This is a genomic window from Lysobacter sp., assembly GCA_013141175.1.
Taxonomy (GTDB): domain Bacteria; phylum Pseudomonadota; class Gammaproteobacteria; order Xanthomonadales; family Xanthomonadaceae; genus Lysobacter_I.
This window is the reverse complement of sequence record JABFRN010000001.1, coordinates 2,368,353-2,390,532: the sequence shown is the minus strand read 5'-3', so window position 1 is coordinate 2,390,532 and position 22,180 is coordinate 2,368,353. Positions and strand designations below refer to the sequence as shown.

At 65.9% G+C, this 22,180-nt stretch carries 17 protein-coding genes; 5 read left to right on the top strand and 12 right to left on the bottom strand.

Features of this window, described 5'->3' with window-relative positions:
• The first annotated feature begins 122 nt into the window (after window positions 1–122).
• Entirely contained in the window at window positions 123–749 is a 627-nt protein-coding gene (locus HOP03_10500) for a hypothetical protein (GenBank protein ID NOT88604.1), read from the top strand.
• A 141-nt stretch (window positions 750–890) separates the two neighbouring features.
• Here the strand turns inward: HOP03_10500 and HOP03_10495 are convergent, their stop codons facing one another.
• From HOP03_10495 to HOP03_10445, 11 genes are all read right to left on the bottom strand, one after another.
• Window positions 891–1,514 (bottom strand): hypothetical protein, encoded by a 624-nt coding sequence (locus HOP03_10495; GenBank protein ID NOT88603.1) that lies wholly within the window; start codon window positions 1,512–1,514, stop codon window positions 891–893.
• Window positions 1,515–1,612: 98 nt separating this feature from the next.
• Window positions 1,613–2,617, bottom strand: coding sequence for a fructose-bisphosphate aldolase class I (locus HOP03_10490; protein ID NOT88602.1), 1,005 nt, complete (start codon window positions 2,615–2,617; stop codon window positions 1,613–1,615).
• 258 nt (window positions 2,618–2,875) lie between these two features.
• Window positions 2,876–3,349 (bottom strand): hypothetical protein, encoded by a 474-nt coding sequence (locus HOP03_10485; GenBank protein ID NOT88601.1) that lies wholly within the window; start codon window positions 3,347–3,349, stop codon window positions 2,876–2,878.
• A 375-nt stretch (window positions 3,350–3,724) separates the two neighbouring features.
• Entirely contained in the window at window positions 3,725–4,054 is a 330-nt protein-coding gene (locus tag HOP03_10480) for a DHCW motif cupin fold protein (GenBank protein NOT88600.1), read from the bottom strand.
• Window positions 4,055–4,087: 33 nt separating this feature from the next.
• Window positions 4,088–4,480 carry a hypothetical protein gene (locus HOP03_10475; protein ID NOT88599.1) on the bottom strand — a complete coding sequence of 131 codons (393 nt, stop codon included), beginning with the start codon at window positions 4,478–4,480 and terminating at the stop codon, window positions 4,088–4,090.
• A gap of 56 nt (window positions 4,481–4,536) precedes the next feature.
• Window positions 4,537–4,995, bottom strand: coding sequence for a GNAT family N-acetyltransferase (locus tag HOP03_10470; GenBank protein NOT88598.1), 459 nt, complete (start codon window positions 4,993–4,995; stop codon window positions 4,537–4,539).
• 159 nt (window positions 4,996–5,154) lie between these two features.
• On the bottom strand, window positions 5,155–6,651 hold the full coding sequence (gene pyk, locus HOP03_10465) for a pyruvate kinase (GenBank protein ID NOT88597.1): 1,497 nt from the start codon (window positions 6,649–6,651) through the stop codon (window positions 5,155–5,157).
• 117 nt (window positions 6,652–6,768) lie between these two features.
• The gene (locus HOP03_10460) at window positions 6,769–7,410 is read right to left on the bottom strand and encodes an HAD hydrolase-like protein (GenBank protein NOT88596.1); all 642 of its coding nucleotides are present in this window, start codon (window positions 7,408–7,410) and stop codon (window positions 6,769–6,771) included.
• A gap of 143 nt (window positions 7,411–7,553) precedes the next feature.
• Complete coding sequence (locus HOP03_10455; GenBank protein NOT88595.1) at window positions 7,554–8,729, bottom strand: phosphoglycerate kinase; 1,176 nt, start codon at window positions 8,727–8,729, stop codon at window positions 7,554–7,556.
• Window positions 8,730–9,012: 283 nt separating this feature from the next.
• Complete coding sequence (locus tag HOP03_10450) at window positions 9,013–10,446, bottom strand: DUF3999 family protein (GenBank protein NOT88594.1); 1,434 nt, start codon at window positions 10,444–10,446, stop codon at window positions 9,013–9,015.
• Window positions 10,443–13,340: a DUF2339 domain-containing protein gene (locus HOP03_10445; protein ID NOT88593.1), complete on the bottom strand. Its 2,898-nt coding sequence runs from the start codon at window positions 13,338–13,340 to the stop codon at window positions 10,443–10,445. The genes HOP03_10450 and HOP03_10445 overlap by 4 nt, the downstream gene beginning before the upstream one ends.
• A gap of 259 nt (window positions 13,341–13,599) precedes the next feature.
• On the opposite strand from HOP03_10445, the gene HOP03_10440 reads away from it, so the two are divergent.
• Entirely contained in the window at window positions 13,600–14,586 is a 987-nt protein-coding gene (locus tag HOP03_10440) for a substrate-binding domain-containing protein (GenBank protein NOT88592.1), read from the top strand.
• Window positions 14,587–14,690: 104 nt separating this feature from the next.
• Here the strand turns inward: HOP03_10440 and HOP03_10435 are convergent, their stop codons facing one another.
• A complete protein-coding gene (locus tag HOP03_10435; GenBank protein ID NOT88591.1) occupies window positions 14,691–16,283 on the bottom strand; it encodes a sodium/solute symporter in 1,593 nt (530 codons plus the stop codon).
• Between the two features lie 338 nt (window positions 16,284–16,621).
• Here HOP03_10435 and HOP03_10430 point away from each other — a divergent pair, with 338 nt between their 5' ends.
• The 3 genes from HOP03_10430 to HOP03_10420 all read left to right on the top strand — a co-directional run bounded on the left by HOP03_10430 (window position 16,622) and on the right by HOP03_10420 (window position 22,065).
• Window positions 16,622–19,102 (top strand): TonB-dependent receptor, encoded by a 2,481-nt coding sequence (locus tag HOP03_10430; GenBank protein ID NOT88590.1) that lies wholly within the window; start codon window positions 16,622–16,624, stop codon window positions 19,100–19,102.
• Window positions 19,103–19,239: 137 nt separating this feature from the next.
• A complete protein-coding gene (locus HOP03_10425; GenBank protein ID NOT88589.1) occupies window positions 19,240–21,135 on the top strand; it encodes an amylosucrase in 1,896 nt (631 codons plus the stop codon).
• An 18-nt stretch (window positions 21,136–21,153) separates the two neighbouring features.
• Window positions 21,154–22,065 (top strand): ROK family protein, encoded by a 912-nt coding sequence (locus tag HOP03_10420; GenBank protein ID NOT88588.1) that lies wholly within the window; start codon window positions 21,154–21,156, stop codon window positions 22,063–22,065.
• Window positions 22,066–22,180: the final 115 nt, after the last annotated feature.

Here is a 22,180-nt window from a genome sequence, read left to right as displayed (position 1 = left end):
CGCATCGCAGGCCGCATTCCGCACGAAAACCGCCAGTGAAGCGTGCGATTCGCATTCAATCGTGACCTTTGGCCTATGCCTGCCCTCGTTCGGCAACACTGCGTTTCGCCGCTGGAGCCCACATGTCTTCACCGCCCCGCACATCCGCCCGCACCCTGATCCTCGCCAATGGCGCGACGCTGATCGCAGCGTTGGTTTTCCACTGGGCACCGGCATGGCTGCTGTGGCCGTACTGGATCCAAAGCATCATCATCGGCTGGTACGCGCGCAAGCGCATGCTCGAACTCGCGCAGTTCAGCACCGAGGGCTTCACCTCGAACCGCCAGCGGGTTCCCGAAAACGAAGCGGGCAAGCGTTCGACCGCCAATTTCTTCACCCTCCACTACGGTTTCTTCCACGTCGGCTATCTGGTCTTCCTGCTCGGCCAACACCGCGTGTCCGGCCTGTGGAACATGTTGGTGCTGATCGCCTGCGGCGTGTCGTTCGTGCTGTCGCAGCGCGCGACCTATGCCGCGCAGCATGCCTCCGATCTGCGCGGCAAGCCGAACCTCGGGCAATTGATGTTCACGCCGTATCTGCGCGTGCTGCCGATGCATCTGGGCATCATCTTCGGCAGCGGGCTCGGCGGAGGCACCGGCCTGCTGGTGCTGTTCACCGCATTGAAAACGCTGTCGGACATCGGCCTGGACGCGCTGGACCGCAACATGGCCGCGAAGAGCTCGAAAGCGACGGTATCCGCACCCGGCTGAGCGCTCCGCATCGAAAACCCGGGCAGGCGATAAAGACCGCGTCGGAAATCGACATCCCCGAACGGCGAACGCCGGCACTGGACCGGCATTCGGGAGTCGTCGCGGTGACCGCAGGGAACGTCGTGGGATATCCGCGAGCGGCTACGGTGCGCCCGGATTGACCACGCTGAGCGCCACGCGACCGGCCTGCCCGCTCGCCCAGACAATCCCGTGGCCGATCATCGCCGATCCTTGTTTGCAGAACACCTCGGCGGGTTCCGCTTCGAGAATCGCAGTGCGCGTCTTCCGGTCGAAAATGCGCGCATATTTTTCCCGGAATGCGGTTGCGTTCGCGATGACGAGCGGACGCTTGCCGTTGCCCTGGTTCACCTGCAGCGGATAACGGACCAATGACGACAACCGTTCGACGTCATCGGCTTTGACCGCTTGCGCCAGCGTACGGAAGAACGCGTGATATGTGTCGTAGCTGCCCGACACATGGCTGCACGCCGATTCCGAAACCGTTGCCCCGGAAGCATCCACGATCATGACCATATCGATCGCGCCGTGCTCACGGAGCCTGCCGGCTTCCCCATGCACGTACGCATGGTTTTGCCGTTCGATCTGCACTTCTCCATTCCTGATCGGAATCGTGCGGATCGCATCCCCGGCCAGCGCGGTTGACGGGAGCGATGCCGCACACGCCACGAACAGGGACGCGCCTGACAGGAATGCGCTTGCGCCGATGCGCCGGCGATGACGTTGCGGACGGAGCGTATGCGACATGGTCGAAGACCCTTTCGTGTATGAGGTGAGAGGAACCGGCAATCCCGAAACGAATGCGGTCAAGGCGGTCGGCCGTGGACACCGGTCCATGCGCCCACTCAGCCCTTGAACTGGCCCAGCGCCGCCAACCCGTTGTCGCGGGCGCGTGCGAACACGGTTTCCTGCGCCTTGGCGACGTTGTTGACCAGATCCTGCGACCAGATCTTCAGCGCGGCCGTCTGCATCGCACGACCGTAGGAGAACGACAGCGGCCACGGGTTCGGGCCAAGCTGATTCATCGCGTTGAGATGCGCGGTGGCATCCTCGTCGCTCTGGCCACCGGACAGGAACACGATGCCCGGCAGGATCGCCGGCACGGTCGACTTCAGGCAGATCAGGGTGCTCTCGGCGACTTCCTCGACCGATGCCTGTTCTTCGCAACCCTTGCCCGAGATCACCATCGAGGCTTTGAGGATGGTGCCTTCCAGCATCACGTTCTGCTGGTACAGCGCGTCGAACAGCGAACGCAAAGTGACTTCGGTGACTTCGTAGCAGGTCTCGATATCGTGGTCGCCGTCCATCAGCACTTCCGGCTCCACCATCGGCACCAGGCCGCATTCCTGGCACAGCGCGGCGTAGCGCGCCAATGCGTGCGAATTGGCTTCGATGCAGGTGCCGGACGGAATGTCCTCGCCGATGTTGATCACCGCGCGCCACTTGGCGAAACGGGCGCCCAATGCCGCATATTCCTTGAGGCGGTCGCGCAGGCCGTCGAGGCCTTCGGTGACGACTTCACCCGGGAAACCGGCCAGTGCGTGCGTACCCTTGTCGACCTTGATGCCGGGGATGATGCCGTTGTCCATCATCACCTTGGTGAACGGCACGCCGTCCCTGGTGGACTGGCGGATGGTTTCGTCGAACAGGATCGCGCCGGAAATGTGCTCGCCGAGATTCGGCGTGGTCAGCAGCAGCTCGCGGTAGGCGCGGCGGTTTTCTTCGCTGTTGGGGATGCCCACGCCTTCGAAGCGCTTGGCGATGGTGGCGTTGGATTCGTCGATGGCGATGATGCCCTTGCCCGGCGCGACCATGGCGCGGGCGATATCGGCAAGCTGTTCGATGCTCATGGGGGGTCCTGATGGGCGGCTGGAAAGTTGGCCATTATACGCGCTCGGCAACCCTTGAACTTTATTCCGGATCAATGACTTAAGTGTCGAAAGCGCCGGTTCCGGCCTTCCTGTGAAATCGAATGCAGCCACCAGAGGCGCAGCTGGCGAAACGAGGGCATTCGCGACACGATCCCGGCCATCGCAAGCGCCTGCAAGACGGCAGGGCCCGCTTTCGCGGACCCTGCCGTAGTCGAAGCGATGCAACCTACCCTGCGATCACAGCGGGCAGAGCTGTTGCAGTTCGTAGTACTGCAGTTCGGCCGGCACCACGCCGTAACCCAGCCCCTGGGTCAGGCCCTGCGCGTCGACATAGGAGACTTCGATCGACACGCGCGGATATTGGCCCACCGACACCGCGCCGTGGATGCTCTTCGCACCGGCCTGCGCGTTGTAGCTGTCGATCGCCGTCTTGAAGCGCGAATTGGCCGGCGCATTGCTGGTCAGGGTCCGCAGCGAGCGCAGATCGGCATCGAACACGAACTGGATGTTGTTCGGGCCGTAGTTGTGGATGCTGCTCGGATAATAGGCAGGCTGCGAACTCCAGTAGCGATTGACGATGCGCTGTTCGCACTGCTGAAGATCGGGCATCGCGGTGAGCGCATTGACGCGACCGAGCGACTGCCATGTCGCGGCGGAAGCGGATCCGGCGAAGAGCATCGCGGCGGCGAAGGCGAGGGCGTATTTTTTCATGCAGAACTCCTTGGCTGAGGGGTGTTGGAACAAGCGCGCGATCGAAATATGTACGGGCATTGCCTGAGTCAACATCGCGGCTGCGCTATCGAACCCGTAGGGATGGATGCGCGCAATCGCGATCCGCAAGGTGTCGCCGACACCATCGCGGAGTGGAGTAAAACGATACTGTTGCGTAGACAGGGCGCGCATCGAACGCGATAGACAGTCTATGCTTCCGCCGTCTCACGGATTGAGTCTGCGCGCGCTTCGGCCTGCAACTCCGATGCAAGTTCCCAGGCATCTTCAGCCATCATCGCGCACTGCATTTTCGCTGCGGCATGCCTGCTGCACTGCCGCCATGGCACCACGCTCAGATGGAATGCATCCGAAGCGTCAATCGACGATGAAGAGTTTGGCGCCGCGCCCAGTGGACGAACGATGCGGCTCGGCGCCGTCGGCGACCTGGTAGCTCATCCCTGCGCTCAGCGTGAACACGCGCCCGTCCGCCAGTTCGGTGCGCAATTCGCCTTCCAGACACAGCAGCACGTGTCCCTTCCCGCACCAGTGATCGGCGAGATAGCCGGGCGAATACTCGACCATCCGCACGCGGATCTCGCCGAAGCGCTGCGTGCGCCAATACGCGATGCCGGTATCGCCCGGATGTTCGGTGCGTTCGATCGCCGACCAGTCGGTGATGCCGAAGGGAATATCGACGATCTTCATTGGCACGCCCTCATTGCTGCATCCACATCGGCCTCACATCGTCCGCCCGAGCCAGACCAGCACCGCCACGCCGAGCAGACCGATCCAACCTGGATGCCGACCCCTGGTCGCGACCAGCACGAGCACCGAACCGATCAGCATCGACATCTCGATCGCATGCGCGATGACCGCATGATCGGTGCTGCCGGAGGCCGATCGCGACATCCAGACGAGGATCGCGGCCATGCCCCAGCCGAACGCCGTCAGCACATGCCAGCTCGCCCACAGGATGCGGACGTTCGAGCCGAGCAGGATCCCACCGCCATCGGTCGGAATCACCTGCCCGGGCTTGCGCATGCGGCGGAAGATCATGATCTCGCCGAGCACCGAATGGGCGAGGCCCACGACGAAGGCGAGGACGGCGGCGGCGATGAAATAGGTATTCATGAATTCGGCGCTGAGCGATTCGGTGGCGGGCAATCTACGCCCCAGGCGGGGCGCGATCAGGCTTCCCAGTAGAAGAGGCCCTTGGCACGCATCCTGGCGCCCAACCGTTCGTAGAAACGGATCGCAGCGATGTTGTCGGGCTCGACTTCCCACTTCATCCGGTGCAGGCCGCGCGCTGCGCACACCTGCTGCAATCGATGCATCAGGGCCTCGCCGATGCCCAGTCCGCGATGCGACGCGGACACATACACATCGTCGATGTTCATGTACGCCGATCCGAGCCAGATCGCATAGTTCCAGGTGTACGACGCATAGCCGACCAGCGCGCCATCGACCTCGGCCAGCACCGCGCCGAACTTCGGTACGGTCCCGAAGCCATCGCGGCGCAGATCCTCGACGGTGACGAAGACGTATTGACGCTGATCGTGATGCTCGGCGATGGCGACGATCAGCCGATGCAACGCTTCGACATCGGCTTCGGTGGCTTCGCGGAGGGTGGTGGCAGGAGCATTCATTCGCGCAATGACAACTCGTTTCAACAGTTCCGAAGAATGTAGGGTGGGCCTTGGCCCACCGCTCATGGAATTCAAGCCGACTACTTCATTCCAGACTCCACGCGATGCATGCTCTCACTGTGACTGGAGCAATGATGGGCCAAGGGTCCACCCTACGCGTTACAACTCCCCCAACCCCTCCGCAGTCCCATCCTCGCCCACCTGCAGCAACCGCAGCGTATTGGTGGCGCCGTGGGTTTCCATATGCTCGCCGCTGGTGAAGACCACGCGGTCGCCGGCTTTGAGCAGGTTGGCTTCGACGAGTTTGCGGATGCTGCCGCGCGCGGCCTGACGCGGGGTCTGGCCGCGGCTGTCGTAGTCCATCGGGAAGACGTCGCGCATCATCGCCATGCGGCGGCGGGCGCCGGGGTCGCGGGCGAAGGCGAAGATCGGGGCTTTGCCACGGAAACGCGAGAGGAAGCGGGCGGTGCCGCCGGATTCGGTCATCGCCACGATCGCGCCGACGCCGATGTGTTCGGTGAGGAACATCGCGGTCATCGCGATGGCCTGGTCGGCGCGCTGCAGGTTGCGCGGGGCGGCTTCGAAATCGGTGTCGTGCTCGAACTGGCGTTCGGCGCCCAGGCAGATGCGCACCAGCGCTTCGACGGCCTTGATCGGGTACATGCCGGCGGCGCTTTCCTGCGACAGCATCACCGCGTCGGTGCCGTCGATGACCGCGTTGGCGACGTCCAGCACTTCGGCGCGCGTCGGAATCGGGCTGCTGACCATCGACTGCAGCATCTGCGTGGCGGTGATCACCACCTTGTCGCGTTCCAGTGCCACGCGGATGATCTTCTTCTGCAGGCCCGGCAATTCGGCATCGCCGATTTCCACGCCCAGATCGCCGCGCGCGACCATCACCACGTCGCTGGCGTCGACGATCTCGACAAGATTCTCGATGGCTTCTGCGCGTTCGACCTTGGCGACCAGCGCGGCGGAACTGCCGGCGGCGCGCGCGACGCGGCGGGCTTCGTTCATGTCGGCGGCGTTGCGGCAGAAACTGACGGCGATGAAATCCGCATTGAGCTGCGCGGCGACCTGGATCAACTCGCAGTCGCGCTCGGTCAGCGCGCCCAGCGACAGGCCGCCGCCGAGTTTGTTGAGGCCCTTGCGGTTCGACAGTTCACTGTCGTTGAGCACGGTGGTGATGATGCGCTGGCCTTCGACCGCAGTGACCTGCAGCTGCACCACGCCATCGTCGAGCAACAGGGTGTCGCCTGGGAGGACATCGCCGGGCAGGCCGAGATAGCTCACGCCGACCTGATGCTGGTCGCCGAGCGGTGCGTCTTCGCTGGCGATCAGATCGAAGCGCTCGCCGGCGCGCAGCTGGACCTTGTCGTTGACGAACTTCTCGATGCGGATCTTCGGACCGGGCAGATCGGCGAGGATGCCGACCTCGGTGCCGACGCGCTCCGCAGCCGCGCGCACCGCTTCGGCGCGGGCGATCTGCGCGGCCGGATCGCCGTGCGAGAAATTGAGCCGGACCACGTCGACGCCCGCGCGCAGCAGCGCATCGAGGACGCCCGGGGCGTCGGTGGCGGGGCCGAGGGTGGCGAGGATCTTGGTGCGGCGGCGTTGTTCGGTCGGGGTCTTTTGCGTCGGGCTTTGCGGGGTCATGCTTTGCTGGGTCATATCGATCTCCTGATCGCCCAACCGTAACATGCCGCCATGCCGTTTCAGACGGTCGTGCCGCTGTAAACGATCACAATCGCAGGCATCGCGGCACAAGGACGCTCATGCGTCCAACAGCAGCGCCGACAGCGCCTGCGGCGTCCGTACCAGCGCGTACGCGCCGGCCTCACGCAGCTCGTCCTCGCTGCCGAACCCCCAGAGCACGCCGATCCCGCGCATGCCGTGGTGCATCGCGCCTTCGATATCGAGATGGCGGTCGCCGATCATCGTGCAGCGCTCCGGCGGCAGCGCGAGCCGCGCCAGCGCCTCGGCGATCAATTCGGGCTTGTGGCTGAGGCGACCGTCGGGGGTCGCGCCGATGATGTCCTCGAAACGGTGGCCGAACGGCAATGTGCCCACGATCCTGCGCGCATGGGGTTCGTTCTTGGCGGTGACCACCGCAAGCCGGTAACCGGCGGCGTGCGCCGCTTCCACCGCATCGCCGATGCCGTCGTAGATGGCATGCTCGCGCCAACCTTCGGCCTCGAACCGCTCGCGATACAGGTCGACCGCGCGTTCGATATCGGCGGCGCTGTCGAACAGCGCGGCGTAACTCACGCGCAGCGCCGGGCCGATCCAGCCGCGCAATGTCTGTTGCGGTAGCCCGGGATGGCCCATGCGTTCCAGCGAATAGGCCACGCAGCGGGTGATGCCGACGGCGGAGTCGATCAGGGTGCCGTCGAGGTCGAAGAAGAGGGTTCGCATTCGGGGATATCGCCCAGGCGAAAGAAAAAAACCTGTCATCCCGAACGCGGGCGAAGCCCGGGGAGGGACCCGTTTTTCATGGATGCATCGGCGACTCGAAAACAGGTCCCTCGCATGCGCTCGGGATGACAGATACCGGGGGATCATTCCGCCCGCGCATGCAACGCCGCCACCGCCGGCAAGGTCTTGCCTTCGAGGAACTCGAGGAACGCGCCGCCGCCGGTGGAGATGTACGACACTTCATTCTCGATGCCGTATTTGTCCACCGCCGCCAGCGTGTCGCCGCCACCGGCGATCGAGAACGCGCTGCTGTCGGCGATCGCATGCGCCAGCGTTTCGGTGCCCTTGCCGAAGGCGTCGAACTCGAACACGCCGACCGGGCCGTTCCACACAACGGTGCCGGCACTCTTGATCAGCGCGGCATAGCGCGCGGCGGTGTCGGGACCGATGTCGAGGATCATGTCGTCGGCAGTGACCGCATCGACGGGCTTGACCGTGGCCGTCGCATCGGCGGCGAAGGCGGACGCGACCACGACATCGCTGGGAATCGGAATATCGGCGCCGCGCGCTTTGGCGTCGGCAATGATCTGGCGTGCGGTGTCGAGCAGGTCCATCTCGACCAGCGACTTGCCCACGCCGTAGCCCATCGCGGCGATGAAGGTGTTGGCGATGCCGCCGCCGACGATCAGCTGGTCGACTTTCGAGACCAGCGACGACAGCAGCTCGAGCTTGGTGCTGACCTTGCTGCCGGCGACGATGGCCAGCAGCGGGCGCGCCGGGTGTTCCAGCGCCTTCGCCAGCGCATCGAGTTCGGCCATCAGCAGCGGTCCGCCCGCGGCCTGCTTCGCGAACCTGATGACGCCGTGGGTGGACGCCTGCGCGCGATGCGCGGTGCCGAAGGCATCCATCACGAACACATCGCACAGCGCGGCGTACTTCTGCGAGAGCGCTTCGTCGTCCTTGCCCTCGCCGACATTCATGCGGCAGTTTTCGAGCAGCACCAGCTGGCCGGGCGCGACGTCGACGCCATCGACCCAATCCTTCACCAGCGGCACGTCGCGGCCGAGCAGTGCACCCAGCCGCTTCGCGACCGGCGCCAGCGAATCGGCGTCGCTCCACACGCCTTCCTTCGGCCGGCCGAGATGCGACATCACCATCACCGCCGCGCCGCGTTCCAGCGCGAGTTTCAGCGTGGGCAGCGAAGCGACGATGCGCTGGTCTGAAGTGATGTTGCCGTCGGCGACGGGCACGTTGAGATCCTGGCGGATCAACACGCGCTTGCCGGCGAGGTCGAGATCGGACATGCGGACGATGGTCATGCGGGGCTCCTGAAAAACAGACCTGCATTGTCTGTGCTCGCTTCCTGACGGGCAATGGCGGCATGAGCGATGAATGAAAAAACCTGGTGCCGCGAATAACCTCGCAACCCCCGCATTGTCATCCCGAACGACCGCGCAGCGGGCGGAGGGACCTGCTTGTGCTTTTCTCCCTGACAAGCAAAAACAGATCCCTCTCCCGGACAAGCCGGGATTCGGGATGACACGGCTGGAAGGAAGCAGGCGTACGGTGATGACGAAAGATCATCCCGAACACCGCATCCGATCAGGATTCGGCAGCGGGCTTCTGTCGCAGCAGGCTCAGCGCGAAGCCGCCGACGATCGCGGCACCGACGATCAGGAACCCCCACAACAGCCAGCTGCGCCAGTCGGTCGGTTTCGCCTGCTTGGCGTAGGCGGCCGTTCCGGCGGCGGCACCGCGCGGGCCGAGCGTCGCGACCGGCGGCGTCCAGTCCTTGCCGAGTCGGGTGCGCAGCGGCGCCAGCGCCTGCTCGACCGGCAGCGATGTCCGCCGCGCGTTGCGGCTGCCCGCGACCAATGCATACGGGCCACGGCCCTGGGCGAGAAACACGAAGCGATCCGGCAGATACGCCATCTCCACGGTCGGCGACGGCACCAGTTCGATCGGGCTGCGCAGGCGCCATTCGCGCGCGGCGAGCGCCGATGTCAGCACGTAATCCTCGTTGTCGATCCGTACGCCATCCTGCTGCAGCCGGAACAGCAGCGTGCGCCCGATGGGTGTCCAGATTTCGCTGCCCGGCGAGCCGTTCTGCACATCGACGATCACTTCGGCGGTGCCATTGTCGGTACCGAGCGTGACGTCGATCCGGCCGACCGGCAGCTTGGCCGGCAACCGGTAGCGATAGACATGATCCTTGCCGATCTCGTCGCGACCGCTGTCGACGAAATCGGCGCGCAGCCGCTTCCATTGTGGCGACGACACGCCGGCGCGGGTGCGTCGCGCGGTGACCTGCAGACCGGGCACCGGGTCGCCATCGAGCTGACGCAGGCGCAGGTAGCGCAGCGCGGTCGTCGGCAGCGGGATATCCCGCCGCTGCAGCAGCGCACCGCCACGGCGCAGCGACACCACGGCCGCGGCATCCACCAATGTCTGCCACTGCCGTAGATCTTCGCTGCCTTCCACCGCGAAGCGCGCATTCACATCGCCGCCCTCGGGCCAGTTCAGATCGAGACGATCCACCGTCGATGGCCGCTTCGGATCGCGGCTGATGTCCGCGTCCATCACGTAGTCGATCCGGGCCTGCGCTGGCGCCGAAGTCACATCGGCCTGCAGCATGCGCAGACGGCCGTCCATGTCGCGTTCCAGCCGCAGCGAGAGATCGTCGCGACCGCCATCGCCATCGATGCGTGGCAGCGCGAACACCGGCAGCGCCACCTGGGCGACGCCCGGCAGCGCGGTCGGATCGACCGTCAGCCGCGCCACCGGCACCGATTGGCCGTCGGCGTTGACGACATCGAAATCGCCGAGCCCGGGATCGATCAGCGCGGCGTAGACCTCCGGCGTCAGCTCGAACTGCCACGCCGCGTTCTGACCCTCCGCGTTCAGCGGCCAACGATAAGCGTAGTCGCCGCTCGCGGACGACGCCTCGGGTTGCGCTGCGGAGGCCGCGAACGCGACGCTCAGCGCGGATCCGAACACGACCGCGAACTTCGAGAGGGTGCCGTGTGTGCGATTCATGCCGAAACCTCCGCAGATGCCGCGCGCCGCGGCGGTGCCGGGGCGAAATACCCCACGGCCGTACACAGCAGACCGTACGCAATGAAAGAAACAATGCCGAACAGATTGCCCAGATGGCTGCGATCGATCAGCAGCAGCTTCAGCAGCACCACGCCCATCAGCACCGCGCCCGCGCCCCAGAGCAGGCGATCGCCGCGCTTCGAACCGAAGATCCAGCCGAGTACGCCCAGCACGCTCCAGACCACCGTCAACGCGGTCTGCACGATGTAGTCGTCGAGCATCGATGGCGACCACGTTGCGTGGCCCCACTGGTGGGTCGCGCGCAGGGTGGCGAACGTGATCCAGGCGAAGGCGGCCAGCGCGAACAGCGGCACGCCGATGTTCGTTGCACCGATGCGGGGCGCCTGCGTTCCGCGACCGGCCCACGCGCGCTGCGCCAACAGTGCGAGCACCGCCACCTGCAGCAATTCCAGCGGATTGAGCACGCTCACCCACGGCAACGGCGCACTGTCGCCCGGGAAGAACAGCGACAGCAGCCAGAACATCGCCAGCACCACCCACGCCGAGGCCGACAGCAGCTTGCGGTAATCCTCGAAACCGCGCGCCAGCGGCGGCGCCAGCAACGCCGGCCGCAACTGCAGCAGCGCGGCGAACACGAAGACCGGCAGTCCCAGCGCCAGCATCCGCCAACCATCGCCCATCGTCTGCACGACCACGGCCGCATCGGCGAAGTCCGCCTCGCTGCGATACACCAGATGGAACGCCGCCAGCGCCAGCGCGACGACCCACGACCAGAACCACCCGCCGTGCGCGAACAGACGCACTCCCGTGCCGGTGTCGCGCAGGCAGACCAGCGCGCGCCAACCGAGCGCCGCGTACACCACCCAGGCCGCCGTGCCCCATTCTCGGAACGGATACGCATGTTCGGCCGATTGCGCCATCGCGAACGGCACGCCCAGCAGCAGCGCCATCGCGGCGAGGCCACCCAGCAGCGCCATGTCGTCGAAACGACGGCGCAGTTCCGCCGCGACCCAGGCGGTGAGCGTCATGAAGGCGAACATCGCGTCGACGCGATACCGGTACGGCATGTACTCGCCGATCTCGTTCAGACCGGCGAAGGTCCACCAGCCGAAGGCCCAGAGCGTGAACAGGCCGACCAGACCGTTGTCGAGCGTCTTGCGATAGGTCCAGGCAGTGGCGAAACCGGCCAATGCAATCAGCAGCGCCGCCATGAAGGCGGGATTGGCGATCGGCGTATCCACCATCGCACCCGTCGGCGAGAACCCGCTGCTGATGCCTCCGATGCCCAGCACGAACGCCAGCGCCGCACCGAACTGCAGCAGCAGGCCGGAAATCTGCGGCAAACGACGCTCCTGACGCACGCCCAGCCACACCAGCGCGGCGCCTTCCAGCGCGAACACGCTGGCGGTCGCGCGCGCCGACAGCGCCAGCGGCACCGACAGCGTCGAGAAACCGACCGCGAGCACCGCATAGCTGTCGACCAGCGACGAGAAACGTCCGCGCCCGCGCAGGAATGCCGCCAACAGCGCGTAGATCGCAGCCGCACCGAGTGCCGACAGCGCCAGCGGCATGCGGCTGTCGCCGAACACGCCGCCATGCAGCAGGCCCGCCTGCAGCGAGAACGCGACCAGCGGCGTGCCGAACACCAGCGTGCCGTCGACCAGCCCATGCGCATTCTCGTCGCGATTGCTCCGACCGCGCGCGTAGAAGATCGGGATCAGCAGATACAGCGCGAAGAACAGCAGCAGGAAGGGTTCGGTGGTCGCGAATTTCTCCGGCTTGTACTGCAGCACGCCCCAAAGCGTGCCGATACCGAAGGTGAAGACGAAGCCGAGCAGATTGAGCAGCCGCCACGGGCCCTGCCCTTTCGACTGCGCCCATGCGATGCCGAAGATGCCGAGATTCAACACCGCGTAATAGCTGAAGAGCGCGACGTGATTGCCGCTGCCGGTGGACAGCCAGATCGGCGCGAGGAAGCCGGCGAGGATGCCGAACACCGCCAGCGCCAATGCGTTCTGCAGCACGGCGAGCACACCGAGCCCGGCGACCAGCGCGATGGTGATACCGAATGCGGCGCCTGCAGGCATCAGGTGATACAGCTTGAAGGCCGCGAAGGTCACCAGCATCAACACGCCGATGGCGCCGCCCTGCAGCGACAGCGAGAACGACCGCCGCGTGTCGCGTTGTTTCCATGCGAACACCAGTCCGCCGATGGCCGCCGCCGCAATCCCGGCCAGACGCAATTCGATCGGCACCACGAGCCAATGCTGGTCGCTGGCGTATTTCAACAGCGCGGCGACACCGGCCAGCAACACCAGCATGCCGATCTTCACCGGCACATTGCCTTCGGTGAACCAGCGGCGGACACCGTCGATGATCGGTGCGAAAGGGTCGGCCGGCGGCGCAGGCGGCGGGCGCTGCGGACGCGGCGGCGCCTGTGTCGCGGCGGCGGCAGGCACTGCGCGCTCGGACGGCAGCGGCGGCGGCATGCCCGCTGCGGAGACGGATTCGGGGCGTGGCGTCTCCGGCAGCGGAGACTCCGGCACGTCGAAACGGGCGCGACCGGAGATCGGCGCATCGAGTGGCGATTCCGGCGCATCGATGCGCGTCGGCGGCGGCGATGCGGCGGCGGGCTGCGCACGGGGCGGAGGTTGGAACGCGCTTTCCTGCGCTTCGGCAGGTTTCGGTGCCGCCGGCGCGGCACGCGAGGATTCGACATTGAGGACCCGCGCCTGCAGGCGCTGCACGTCGCGTTCGAGCGCGTCGATCCTGAGTTTCGCGTTGCCGATCTTGATCAACGCCATCACCAACAGCAGGGGCACCGTGAGAACCGCAAGGCCCAGCAGGATCAGGATTCCAGCAAGATCATCCATCAGCAGCCGCCCTCATGCGGCATGTCCCCCATCGTCCGCCACCGGTTGCATGCTTCGGGCGGACACGACTGCAGCCTTCCCCAAGCGCGCATGAATTGCAACCGATCCGCCCGCGTGTAGCGCTCCTGACGGCCTGCGGTATCGTCTGCCGATACCCCGCCGACGACGACCGCGCTTGATCCCACGGACGGTTCGTCGGACTCTAGTGCCCATGACCCGACCCCGCCGCCGGACCTCGCAACCGCCGAACAACCTGCAGATGGCGGATATCGCCAAGCTCGCCGGCGTCTCCGAATCCACCGTCTCGCGCGCGCTGAAAGACAGCCCGCTGATCGCGGCCAGCACCCGCCAGCGCATCCAGCGCCTTGCCGAAGAGGCCGGCTACGCGGTGAATCCGGTCGCCAGCAGCCTGCGTTCGCGCCAGACCGGCGTGATCACGGTGGCGGTGCCGCTGGTCCACGAACGGGTCGCGCATCTGGTCGATCCCTTCATGATGACGATGCTCGCGCACCTCGCCGATGCGCTGAGCGACCGCGGCTACAACATGCTGCTGTCGAAGATCGCCGCGCACCAGGACGGCTGGGTGCGACGGCTGCAGCAGCCCGGGCGCAGCGACGGCGTGATCCTGATCGGCCAAAGCTTCGAGCACGGCTCGATCAACGAAGCCGCGCGCGCCGGCATCCCGCTCACCGCCTGGGGCACGCGGTTGCCGGCGCAGAAATATCCGGTGGTCGGCACCGACAACCGCCTCGGCGGGCAGATCGGCACCGAGCACCTGATCCGCCACGGCCGCCGCCGCATCGCCTTCCTGGGCGACGAGCGCCTGCCGGAAGTCGGCCACCGCCACGACGGCTATCGTCACGCGCTGCGCACCGCCGGCCTGAAGGCGCATCCCGAACTGCACGTGCGCAGCCACTTCGGCAGCGAAGACGCCTACGCCAGCGTGCGCGCGCTGATCGACAGCGGCGCCGATTTCGATGGCGTGATGGCGGCCTCGGACGTGATCGCGATCAGCGCGATCCGCGCATTGTCCGAATCCGGCCGCCGGGTGCCGCAGGATGTGTCGGTGGTCGGCTTCGACGACATCCTGCTCGCCGAACACACGCACCCGGCACTGACGACGGTACGCCAGGAACTGGCGCAGGGCGCGATCAAACTGGTCGATACCGTGATCGCCGCGATCCGTGGCGAGCATCCGGAATCGACGACGCTGGCGCCGAGCCTGATCGTCAGGGCATCGGCGTAGGGTGCGCCTTGGCGCACCGCTTTTTTTGTCGCAGCAAACATTTCGCTTGTCGTTGATGCGTGTTCGATGCATCGGTGCGCCAAGGCGCACCCTATGACGATTTATCAGCGGAAACTCCACACGATCACCGCCGTCAACACCAGCAGCAACACCGACAGCACCCGATAGTTCTGCCACCACGGCAGACCGGCGAGCTGGCGGGTTTCGTCGCGATAGAACGCGGGCGTCCACAGCATCGCGCCGACCTGTTCCATCGATGGCGGCGTGGTCGCCGCGCTCACACCGATCAACACGACCGCACTGAGCACGAACAGCAGCGGCGCGACGTACAGGAAATGCAGGCCCAGCGGCGCGGGCGCCATCACGTTCGCATAGAACAGCGCGGCGCCGCCGATCAAACCGGCGACGATCGACGCGAACGCGCCTTTCGCATTCGCGCCGCGCCAGAACAGACCGATCAGGAACAGCGCGCACACCGGCGGCACCGCGTAGGCCAACACCGCCTGCAGGTATTGCCACAGCGATTCGAATCGCTCGATCTGCGGCGCCCACGCCACCGCCAGCACCATGAACACGATGGTGGTGATGCGCCCCGCGCGCACCAGCGTCGCATTGCTCGCGCCGGGCAGGCGCGGCTGCACGAAATCCATGGTCACCAGCGTCGCTGCGGAATTGAAGGTGCTGGCGATGGACGACATGATCGCCGCGAAGAAACCGGCGACGACCACACCGATCAGTCCGGCCGGCAGCAGATCGAAGATCAGCGTCGGATAGACGAGATCGGGTTTGTCCAACTGCGGATACAGCAGGATGGCCGCCGTACCCGGAAGCACCATCACGTACAGCACCGGCAGTTTCAGCAGACCCGCGAAGAGCGCGCCCCAACGGCCGTGGTTCTCGTCCTTCGCCGACAGCACGCGCTGGACCATGAACTGGTTGGTGCACCAGAAATAGAAGCCGAGCAGCGGCACGCCCAGCACCAGCCCGAGCCACGGCACGCCGGGGTCGTCGATCGGGCGGATCAGCGACAGCTTCGCAGGATCCACCGCCGCCATCACCGCATTCCAGCCGCCGGCCTTGTCGAACGCGTAGAACGCGATGAACACCGATGCGCCCAGCAGGATCACCGCCTGCACGGTTTCGGTGTAGATCACAGCGCGCAGGCCGCCCGCGACGGTGTAGATGCCTGCGGACAGCGCCAGCACCGCGACGATTTCCCACAGCGGCCACTGCGGAAGAATCAGCTTCAGCATGATCGCGCCGCCGTACAGCGTGCCGGCGGTATCGACCACGATGTTGAGGAAGATGGTGAGTGCAGAGAAATACACGCGCGAACGTCGGTCGTAGCGGCGTTCGAGATATTCCGGCAGCGTGTACACCTGCGAGCGCAGCAGGAACGGCAGGAAGAACACGCAGAAGAAGGCGAGCACCACCGTCGCCATCCATTCGTAGTTGTAGACCGAGATACCGTTGCCGTACGCCGCGCCGGCCAGACCGATCAGCGTGGTCGATGAAATGTTCGATGCCAGCAGCGCAAGCCCGATCACCGGCCAGGTCATCGAGCGCGAGGCGAGGAAGTAATCCTCGGCCGACGCGCGCCGCTTCGAGACATACAGACCCAAGGCGATGATGCCGAGCGCGTACAGCGCGATCACGGCCAGATCGAGGCCACCCAGATGCACATTGAGGTCAGCCATTGCACGGCTCCGTCAGGACTTCGGACACCGGTTCGATACCCCACCGGCGCGCAGATAGTGCATCAATGCAAACGATTGTACATGCTGCGCCGCAGCATCCCTGCTGTGCCCTTGTACCGTGCCACCGGTGGTCACGGGCCTTCGACATCGATGATATGCCCTTGTTTTTTAACATTATGAAAGACATCCTGGGACCATCCGGATTCTGAAACGACCTCCCGATCTCCGGGGCAGCGGGAGAAAATCGCTGCACTGCAACTTGCAATCGATTGCACGATGTTCTATCAAGTGCCGCACCCGGGCAGCCGCCCACCCAGACACACGGAGGGAACACCGTCATGCGTCGCCAGCCGAACCAGCCGCCCCATCGCCGCACCACCACCCTGCGCCCCCATGCCCTGTCGTGGGCCGTGTGCCTGCTGCTGGCACCCACCTTCGCCTCGGCGCAAACCGCTGATGCCCCCGCGAACGACAACAGTACGCCCGGGGATCTCGACACCATCGTCATCACCGCCACCGCCGGCGGCAAATCCAAACTGCGCACCAGCGTGTCGACCAGCAGCATCTCCCCCGACGCCATCGAACGCTCGGCGCCGCGCTCCACTGCGGAAATCTTCCGCAACATCCCGGGCATCCGCTCCGAGTCCACCGGCGGCGAAGGCAACGCGAACATCGCGGTGCGCGGCCTGCCGGTCGCGTCCGGTGGCGCGAAATTCCTGCAGCTGCAGGAAGACGGTCTGCCGGTGCTGGAATTCGGCGACATCGCCTTCGGCAACGCCGACATCTTCCTGCGCAACGACTGGTCGATCGACCGCATCGAAGCGGTGCGCGGCGGCTCGGCGTCCACGTTCGCCAGCAACTCGCCCGGCGGCGTGATCAACTTCATCAGCAACACCGGCGAACAGCAGGGCGGCGCGGTCGGCCTCACCACCGGTCTCGATTACGGCAGCCACCGCGTCGACTTCCGCTACGGCATGCCGTTCGGCGACGGCTGGCGTTTCCATGTCGCCGGCTTCTATCGCCGCGGCGATGGCGTCCGCGATGCAGGCTACACCGCCGAAAAAGGCGGGCAGCTCAAGGCCAACCTCACCAAGGACTTCGAGAACGGGTACGCGCGTTTCTACTTCAAGCGCCTCGACGACCGCGCCATCGGCTATCTGCCGGTCCCGACCCGCGCCACCGGCAGCAACGGCAGCCCGAACCTGGGCGCGATCGAAGGCTTCGACCCCGCGCGCGACACGCTGCAGAGCCGCTATTTCCTGACCGATATCGGCCTGGACGGCGCCAACAACCGCCGCAGCACCGACATCGCCGACGGCATGCATCCGGACAGCACCGTGGTCGGCGCCGAGGTCGAATACCGCTTCGGCGACGGCTGGAAGATCAACGAGAAATTCCGCTACGCAGACACCAGCGGCCGTTTCGTCGGACAGTTCCCGGCCGAAGTCGGCAGCGCTGCGGCCATCGCGCCGACCATCGGCGGCGCCGGTGCCACCCTGCGCTACAGCAATGGCCCGAACGCCGGCCAGGCCTATACCGGCACGGTGGTGCGCACGCATCTGTTCAACACCACGCTCAACGATCTGGGCAACTACGCCAACGATCTCAAACTCACCCGCAGCTTCGGCGTCGGCGACGGCGGCAATCTCGATCTCAGCGCCGGCTACTACGCCTCGCGCCAGAACATCGACATGGACTGGGTGTGGAATTCCTATCTGCAGGAACTGCGCGGCAACGGCAATTCCGCGCTGATCGACGTGTACAGCGCCACCAACGTCAATCTCTCCGACAACGGCCTGTACGCCTACGGCGTGCCGTTCTGGGGCAACTGCTGCACGCGCAGCTACAACGCGAAGTACGAAATCGGCGCGCCGTATCTCTCGGCGGCCTTCTCGCTGGGCAAACTCGATATCGACGCCAGCGTGCGTCGCGACAGCGGCGACGCGACCGGCAACTATGCCGGCGCCGTGCAGGCCGCGAACGTCGATGTGGACGGCGACGGCACCATCTCCGGCCCGGAGCTGAGCGTGTCGCAGATCAACAACGCGGGCGCATCGCCGGTGAACTACGACTGGGGCTACACCTCGTACTCGGTCGGCGCGAACTATCTGCTCAGCGACGACCTCGCCGGTTTCGCGCGGATCAGTCGTGGCGGTCGCGCCAACGCCGACCGCCTGCTGTTCGGCGTGGTCCAGCCCGACGGCTCGGTACGCGCGCAGGACGCGGTGGATCTGGTCGATCAATACGAAGCCGGCCTGAAATGGCGTCGCGACGGTTTCAGCCTGTTCGCGACCGCGTTCTTCGCCAAGACCGAGGAACAGAACTTCGAACTCACCAGCCAGCGCTTCTTCGATCGCGTCTACAACGCGCGCGGCATCGAACTGGAAGCCTCGCTGCGCTACAACGAGTTCTTCGTCAACGGCGGCCTGACCTGGACCGACGCGGAGATCAGCAAGGACGAGATTTCTCCGGTCAATGAAGGCAACACGCCGCGCCGGCAGGCCGATGTGGTCTACCAGTTGACCGGCGGATATGCCGCCAGCAATTGGACGGTCGGCGCGAACATCATCGGCACCGGCGATGCCTACGCGCAGGACAACAACCAGCTGGTGATGCCCGGCTACACCCAGGTCAATCTGTTCGCGGATTACCGCTTCGCCGAGAGCTGGGTGGTCGGCCTGAACGTCAACAACCTGTTCGACGCGTTCGGCATCACCGAAGCGGAAGAAGGCAGCATCGTCGCTGGCGCCGACAACGTCATCCGCGCGCGCTCGATTCCGGGCCGCACCGCGTCGCTCAGCGTGCGCTACGAGTTCTGAGCCCGCGACGACGTGTGCCGGAGCGTACTCTCCCGCTCCGGTACGCGTCGTCGCAATCCCTGGCGCAGATCAACGATATGAACGCCCACGTCATGATCACCGACGACGAGCGCTGTCGCGACCGCTTCCTGCAAGCGATGCGTTCATCGCATCGCGCGCAGGCGCGCGCACGCTGGGATGCGCATGGCACGCATCTGATCGCCACCTTCGCTTCGCTCTACGCCGATACGCCGCGCTTCGAAGCCGCGCTGCAGCGGCTGCTCGCCGGCATGGCCGCGTGCAACGATGCGCGACCCGATGCGCTGCGTGCGCTGGACGCTGCCCGCGAGCGCGACCCCGACTGGTTCCTCGCCCAGGACATGATCGGCTACACCGCCTATGCCGACCGTTTCGGCGTCGATCTGCGCGGTGTCGCCGAACGGGTGCCGTACCTGCAGGGACTCGGCATCCGCTATCTGCATCTGCTGCCGTTCCTGCACGCGCGCGAAGGCGACAACGACGGCGGCTTCGCGGTGCGCGACTACGATGCGGTGGAGCCGTCGCTCGGCACCGACGACGATCTCGATGCGCTGACCACGGCACTTCGCGATGCCGGGATCAGCCTGTGCGCCGACCTGGTGCTCAACCACACCGCCGACGACCATCATTGGGCGCTGGCCGCACTGCGCGGCGACCCGCACTATCGCGCCTACTACCATCGCTTTGCGGACCGCGCGTTGGCCGACGCCTACGAACGCGATCTGCATCAGGTGTTTCCGCAGACCGCGCCGGGCAATTTCACGTATGTCCCGACGCTCGGCTGGGTGTGGACCACGTTCTACGGCTACCAGTGGGACCTGAACTGGTCGAACCCCGATGTCTTCGTCGAGATGGCGCTGACGATGCTGCGGCTCGCCAATCGCGGGATCGAAGCCTTCCGCCTCGATTCCACCGCCTATCTGTGGAAACGCCTCGGCACCGATTGCATGAACCAGCCCGAAGCGCACGCGATCCTGCAGGCGCTGCGCGCGGTGGTCGACATCGTCGCGCCGGGCGTGCTGCTGAAGGCCGAAGCGATCGTGCCCGCGCGCGAGTTGCCGCCCTATTTCGGTCTGAGCAATGACAGCGGCAACGGCAGCGGTAACGACAGCGCCGCCGGCCGCGAATGCCATCTCGCCTATCACAGCACGCTGATGGCGGCGCTGTGGGTGGCACTGGCGGAACAGCGCGGCGATCTGCTCGCCGACGTGATCGCCCACACGCCGACACTGCCGAAGGCCAGCGGCTGGCTGACCTATCTGCGCTGCCACGACGACATCGGCTGGAACGTACTGCGCGAGGAAGCCCGGGGCGGCGAAAGCCATGCGCCGTTCGACCTCGCGCGCGTCGCGCGGTTCTACGCGGGCGACACCGGCGATTCCTTCGCGCGCGGTTGCAGTTTCCAGAGCGCGGGCGGCGATCACGTGCACGGCACCAACGGCATGGCCAGCGCGCTCGCCGGCATCGCCGATGCGCAGGCGCGCGGCGACGCGGACGCGCTGGCTTTGGCCGAACAGAGGCTGCAATTGCTGTACGGCATCGTGTTCGTGACCGCAGGCTTGCCGGCGCTGTACATGGGCGACGAAATCGCGCTCGGCAACGACGAGGCCTACATCGACGATCCGCTGCGCGCAGCGGAAGGCCGCTGGCTGCATCGTCCGGCGATGGCTTGGGCGAAGGCCGATGCCGTCGACGCAGGACACGACACCGAAACCACCGCCGCGCATATCAGCAGCGCGCTGCGACGGATGATCGCCGTGCGCCGTGCGTCGCCGGCACTGCGCGGCGACGCGCCGATGCGCGCGCTCGACTTCGCGGACACCGCTTTGCTCGGCATCGCGCGCGGCGACGACTTCATCGCGCTGTTCAATCTGAGCGCACGGCCGGTCTCGGCAACACCGCCGACAGCGTTCGTCGGATCGCGATGGCGCGACTTGCTCGACGACAACAAACCAGCGATCGCACTGCCCATCGTCCTGGCGCCATATGCGCTACGCTGGCTGCGTCGTGAGTAAACCTGCAGGCCCGTACCGATGAGCGAACCCGTCTACGCCGCGATCGAAGCCGGCGGCACCAAATTCGTCTGCGCCCTCGGCACCGCCGACGGCACGCTGCGCGAACGCGTGCGTTTCTCGACCCGCGACCCCGACAGCACGCTCGGCGAAGCACTCGCCTTCTTCGAAGCCGCCGGGGAACGTCACGGACGACCGCGCGCACTGGGCATCGCCAGCTTCGGCCCGCTCGAGCTCGATCCGTATGCGCCGCTTTACGGCCGCCTGCTGCGCACGCCGAAAGCAGGCTGGCACGACGCCGATCTGATCGCGCCGTTCGCGCACCTCGGCATTCCGGTCGCACTGGACACCGATGTGAATGCGGCAGCGCTTGCCGAATCGACGTGGGGCGCGGGACGTGATGCCGAAGGCACGCCGCTCGACACGCTCATCTATGTCACCGTCGGCACCGGCATCGGCGGCGGCGTGGTCGTACACGGCCGCACGCTGCGCGGCATGATGCATCCGGAACTCGGCCACCTGTTTCCGCGCCGTCATCCCGACGACATCGGTTTCGCAGGCGTGTGTCCCCATCACGGCGATTGCCTCGAAGGCCTGGCGAACGGCCCCGCCATCGTCGCGCGACTCGGCCACGAACTCGGCAACGCCTCGCCGGACCATCCGATCTGGGCGATCGAAGCCGATTACCTCGGCCAACTCTGCGCGCAGGTCACACTGGCGATCTCGCCGCAGCGGATCATCCTCGGCGGCGGCGTGATGCAGCACGCGCGCCTGTTTCCGCTGATCCGCGCACGCACCCGACACTGGCTGGGCGGCTACATCGCACGCCATCAGGTCGAAGCAGGCATCGACGACTACATCGTTGCGCCCGGGCTCGACGATCGCAGCGGAATTCTGGGTGCGCTGCTGTTGGCGGTTGAGAGCGATCGGTAGCAACCACAACACGCTTCCGCGCTTACTTCTTGGACAGCAATGGTATTGGCATTGCCCATCCATCCATGAAGGCATCGTGCAATCGGCACGACCAGACTCACAGGCGAATGTTGAA

Excerpts from the sequence above, each read along its gene's own strand:
- HOP03_10455 (NOT88595.1), bottom strand. The coding sequence starts at position 8,729 with ATGACCATCGTCCGCATGTCCGATCTCGACCTCGCCGGCAAGCGCGTG.
- HOP03_10425 (NOT88589.1), top strand. The coding sequence starts at position 19,240 with ATGCGTTCATCGCATCGCGCGCAGGCGCGCGCACGCTGGGATGCGCAT.
- HOP03_10480 (NOT88600.1), bottom strand. The coding sequence starts at position 4,054 with ATGAAGATCGTCGATATTCCCTTCGGCATCACCGACTGGTCGGCGATC.
- HOP03_10440 (NOT88592.1), top strand. The coding sequence starts at position 13,600 with ATGGCGGATATCGCCAAGCTCGCCGGCGTCTCCGAATCCACCGTCTCG.
- HOP03_10420 (NOT88588.1), top strand. The coding sequence starts at position 21,154 with ATGAGCGAACCCGTCTACGCCGCGATCGAAGCCGGCGGCACCAAATTC.
- HOP03_10500 (NOT88604.1), top strand. The coding sequence starts at position 123 with ATGTCTTCACCGCCCCGCACATCCGCCCGCACCCTGATCCTCGCCAAT.
- HOP03_10490 (NOT88602.1), bottom strand. The coding sequence starts at position 2,617 with ATGAGCATCGAACAGCTTGCCGATATCGCCCGCGCCATGGTCGCGCCG.
- HOP03_10435 (NOT88591.1), bottom strand. The coding sequence starts at position 16,283 with ATGGCTGACCTCAATGTGCATCTGGGTGGCCTCGATCTGGCCGTGATC.
- HOP03_10445 (NOT88593.1), bottom strand. The coding sequence starts at position 13,340 with ATGGATGATCTTGCTGGAATCCTGATCCTGCTGGGCCTTGCGGTTCTC.
- HOP03_10495 (NOT88603.1), bottom strand. The coding sequence starts at position 1,514 with ATGTCGCATACGCTCCGTCCGCAACGTCATCGCCGGCGCATCGGCGCA.
- HOP03_10475 (NOT88599.1), bottom strand. The coding sequence starts at position 4,480 with ATGAATACCTATTTCATCGCCGCCGCCGTCCTCGCCTTCGTCGTGGGC.
- HOP03_10460 (NOT88596.1), bottom strand. The coding sequence starts at position 7,410 with ATGCGAACCCTCTTCTTCGACCTCGACGGCACCCTGATCGACTCCGCC.
- HOP03_10485 (NOT88601.1), bottom strand. The coding sequence starts at position 3,349 with ATGAAAAAATACGCCCTCGCCTTCGCCGCCGCGATGCTCTTCGCCGGA.
- HOP03_10430 (NOT88590.1), top strand. The coding sequence starts at position 16,622 with ATGCGTCGCCAGCCGAACCAGCCGCCCCATCGCCGCACCACCACCCTG.
- HOP03_10470 (NOT88598.1), bottom strand. The coding sequence starts at position 4,995 with ATGAATGCTCCTGCCACCACCCTCCGCGAAGCCACCGAAGCCGATGTC.
- pyk (NOT88597.1), bottom strand. The coding sequence starts at position 6,651 with ATGACCCCGCAAAGCCCGACGCAAAAGACCCCGACCGAACAACGCCGC.
- HOP03_10450 (NOT88594.1), bottom strand. The coding sequence starts at position 10,446 with ATGAATCGCACACACGGCACCCTCTCGAAGTTCGCGGTCGTGTTCGGA.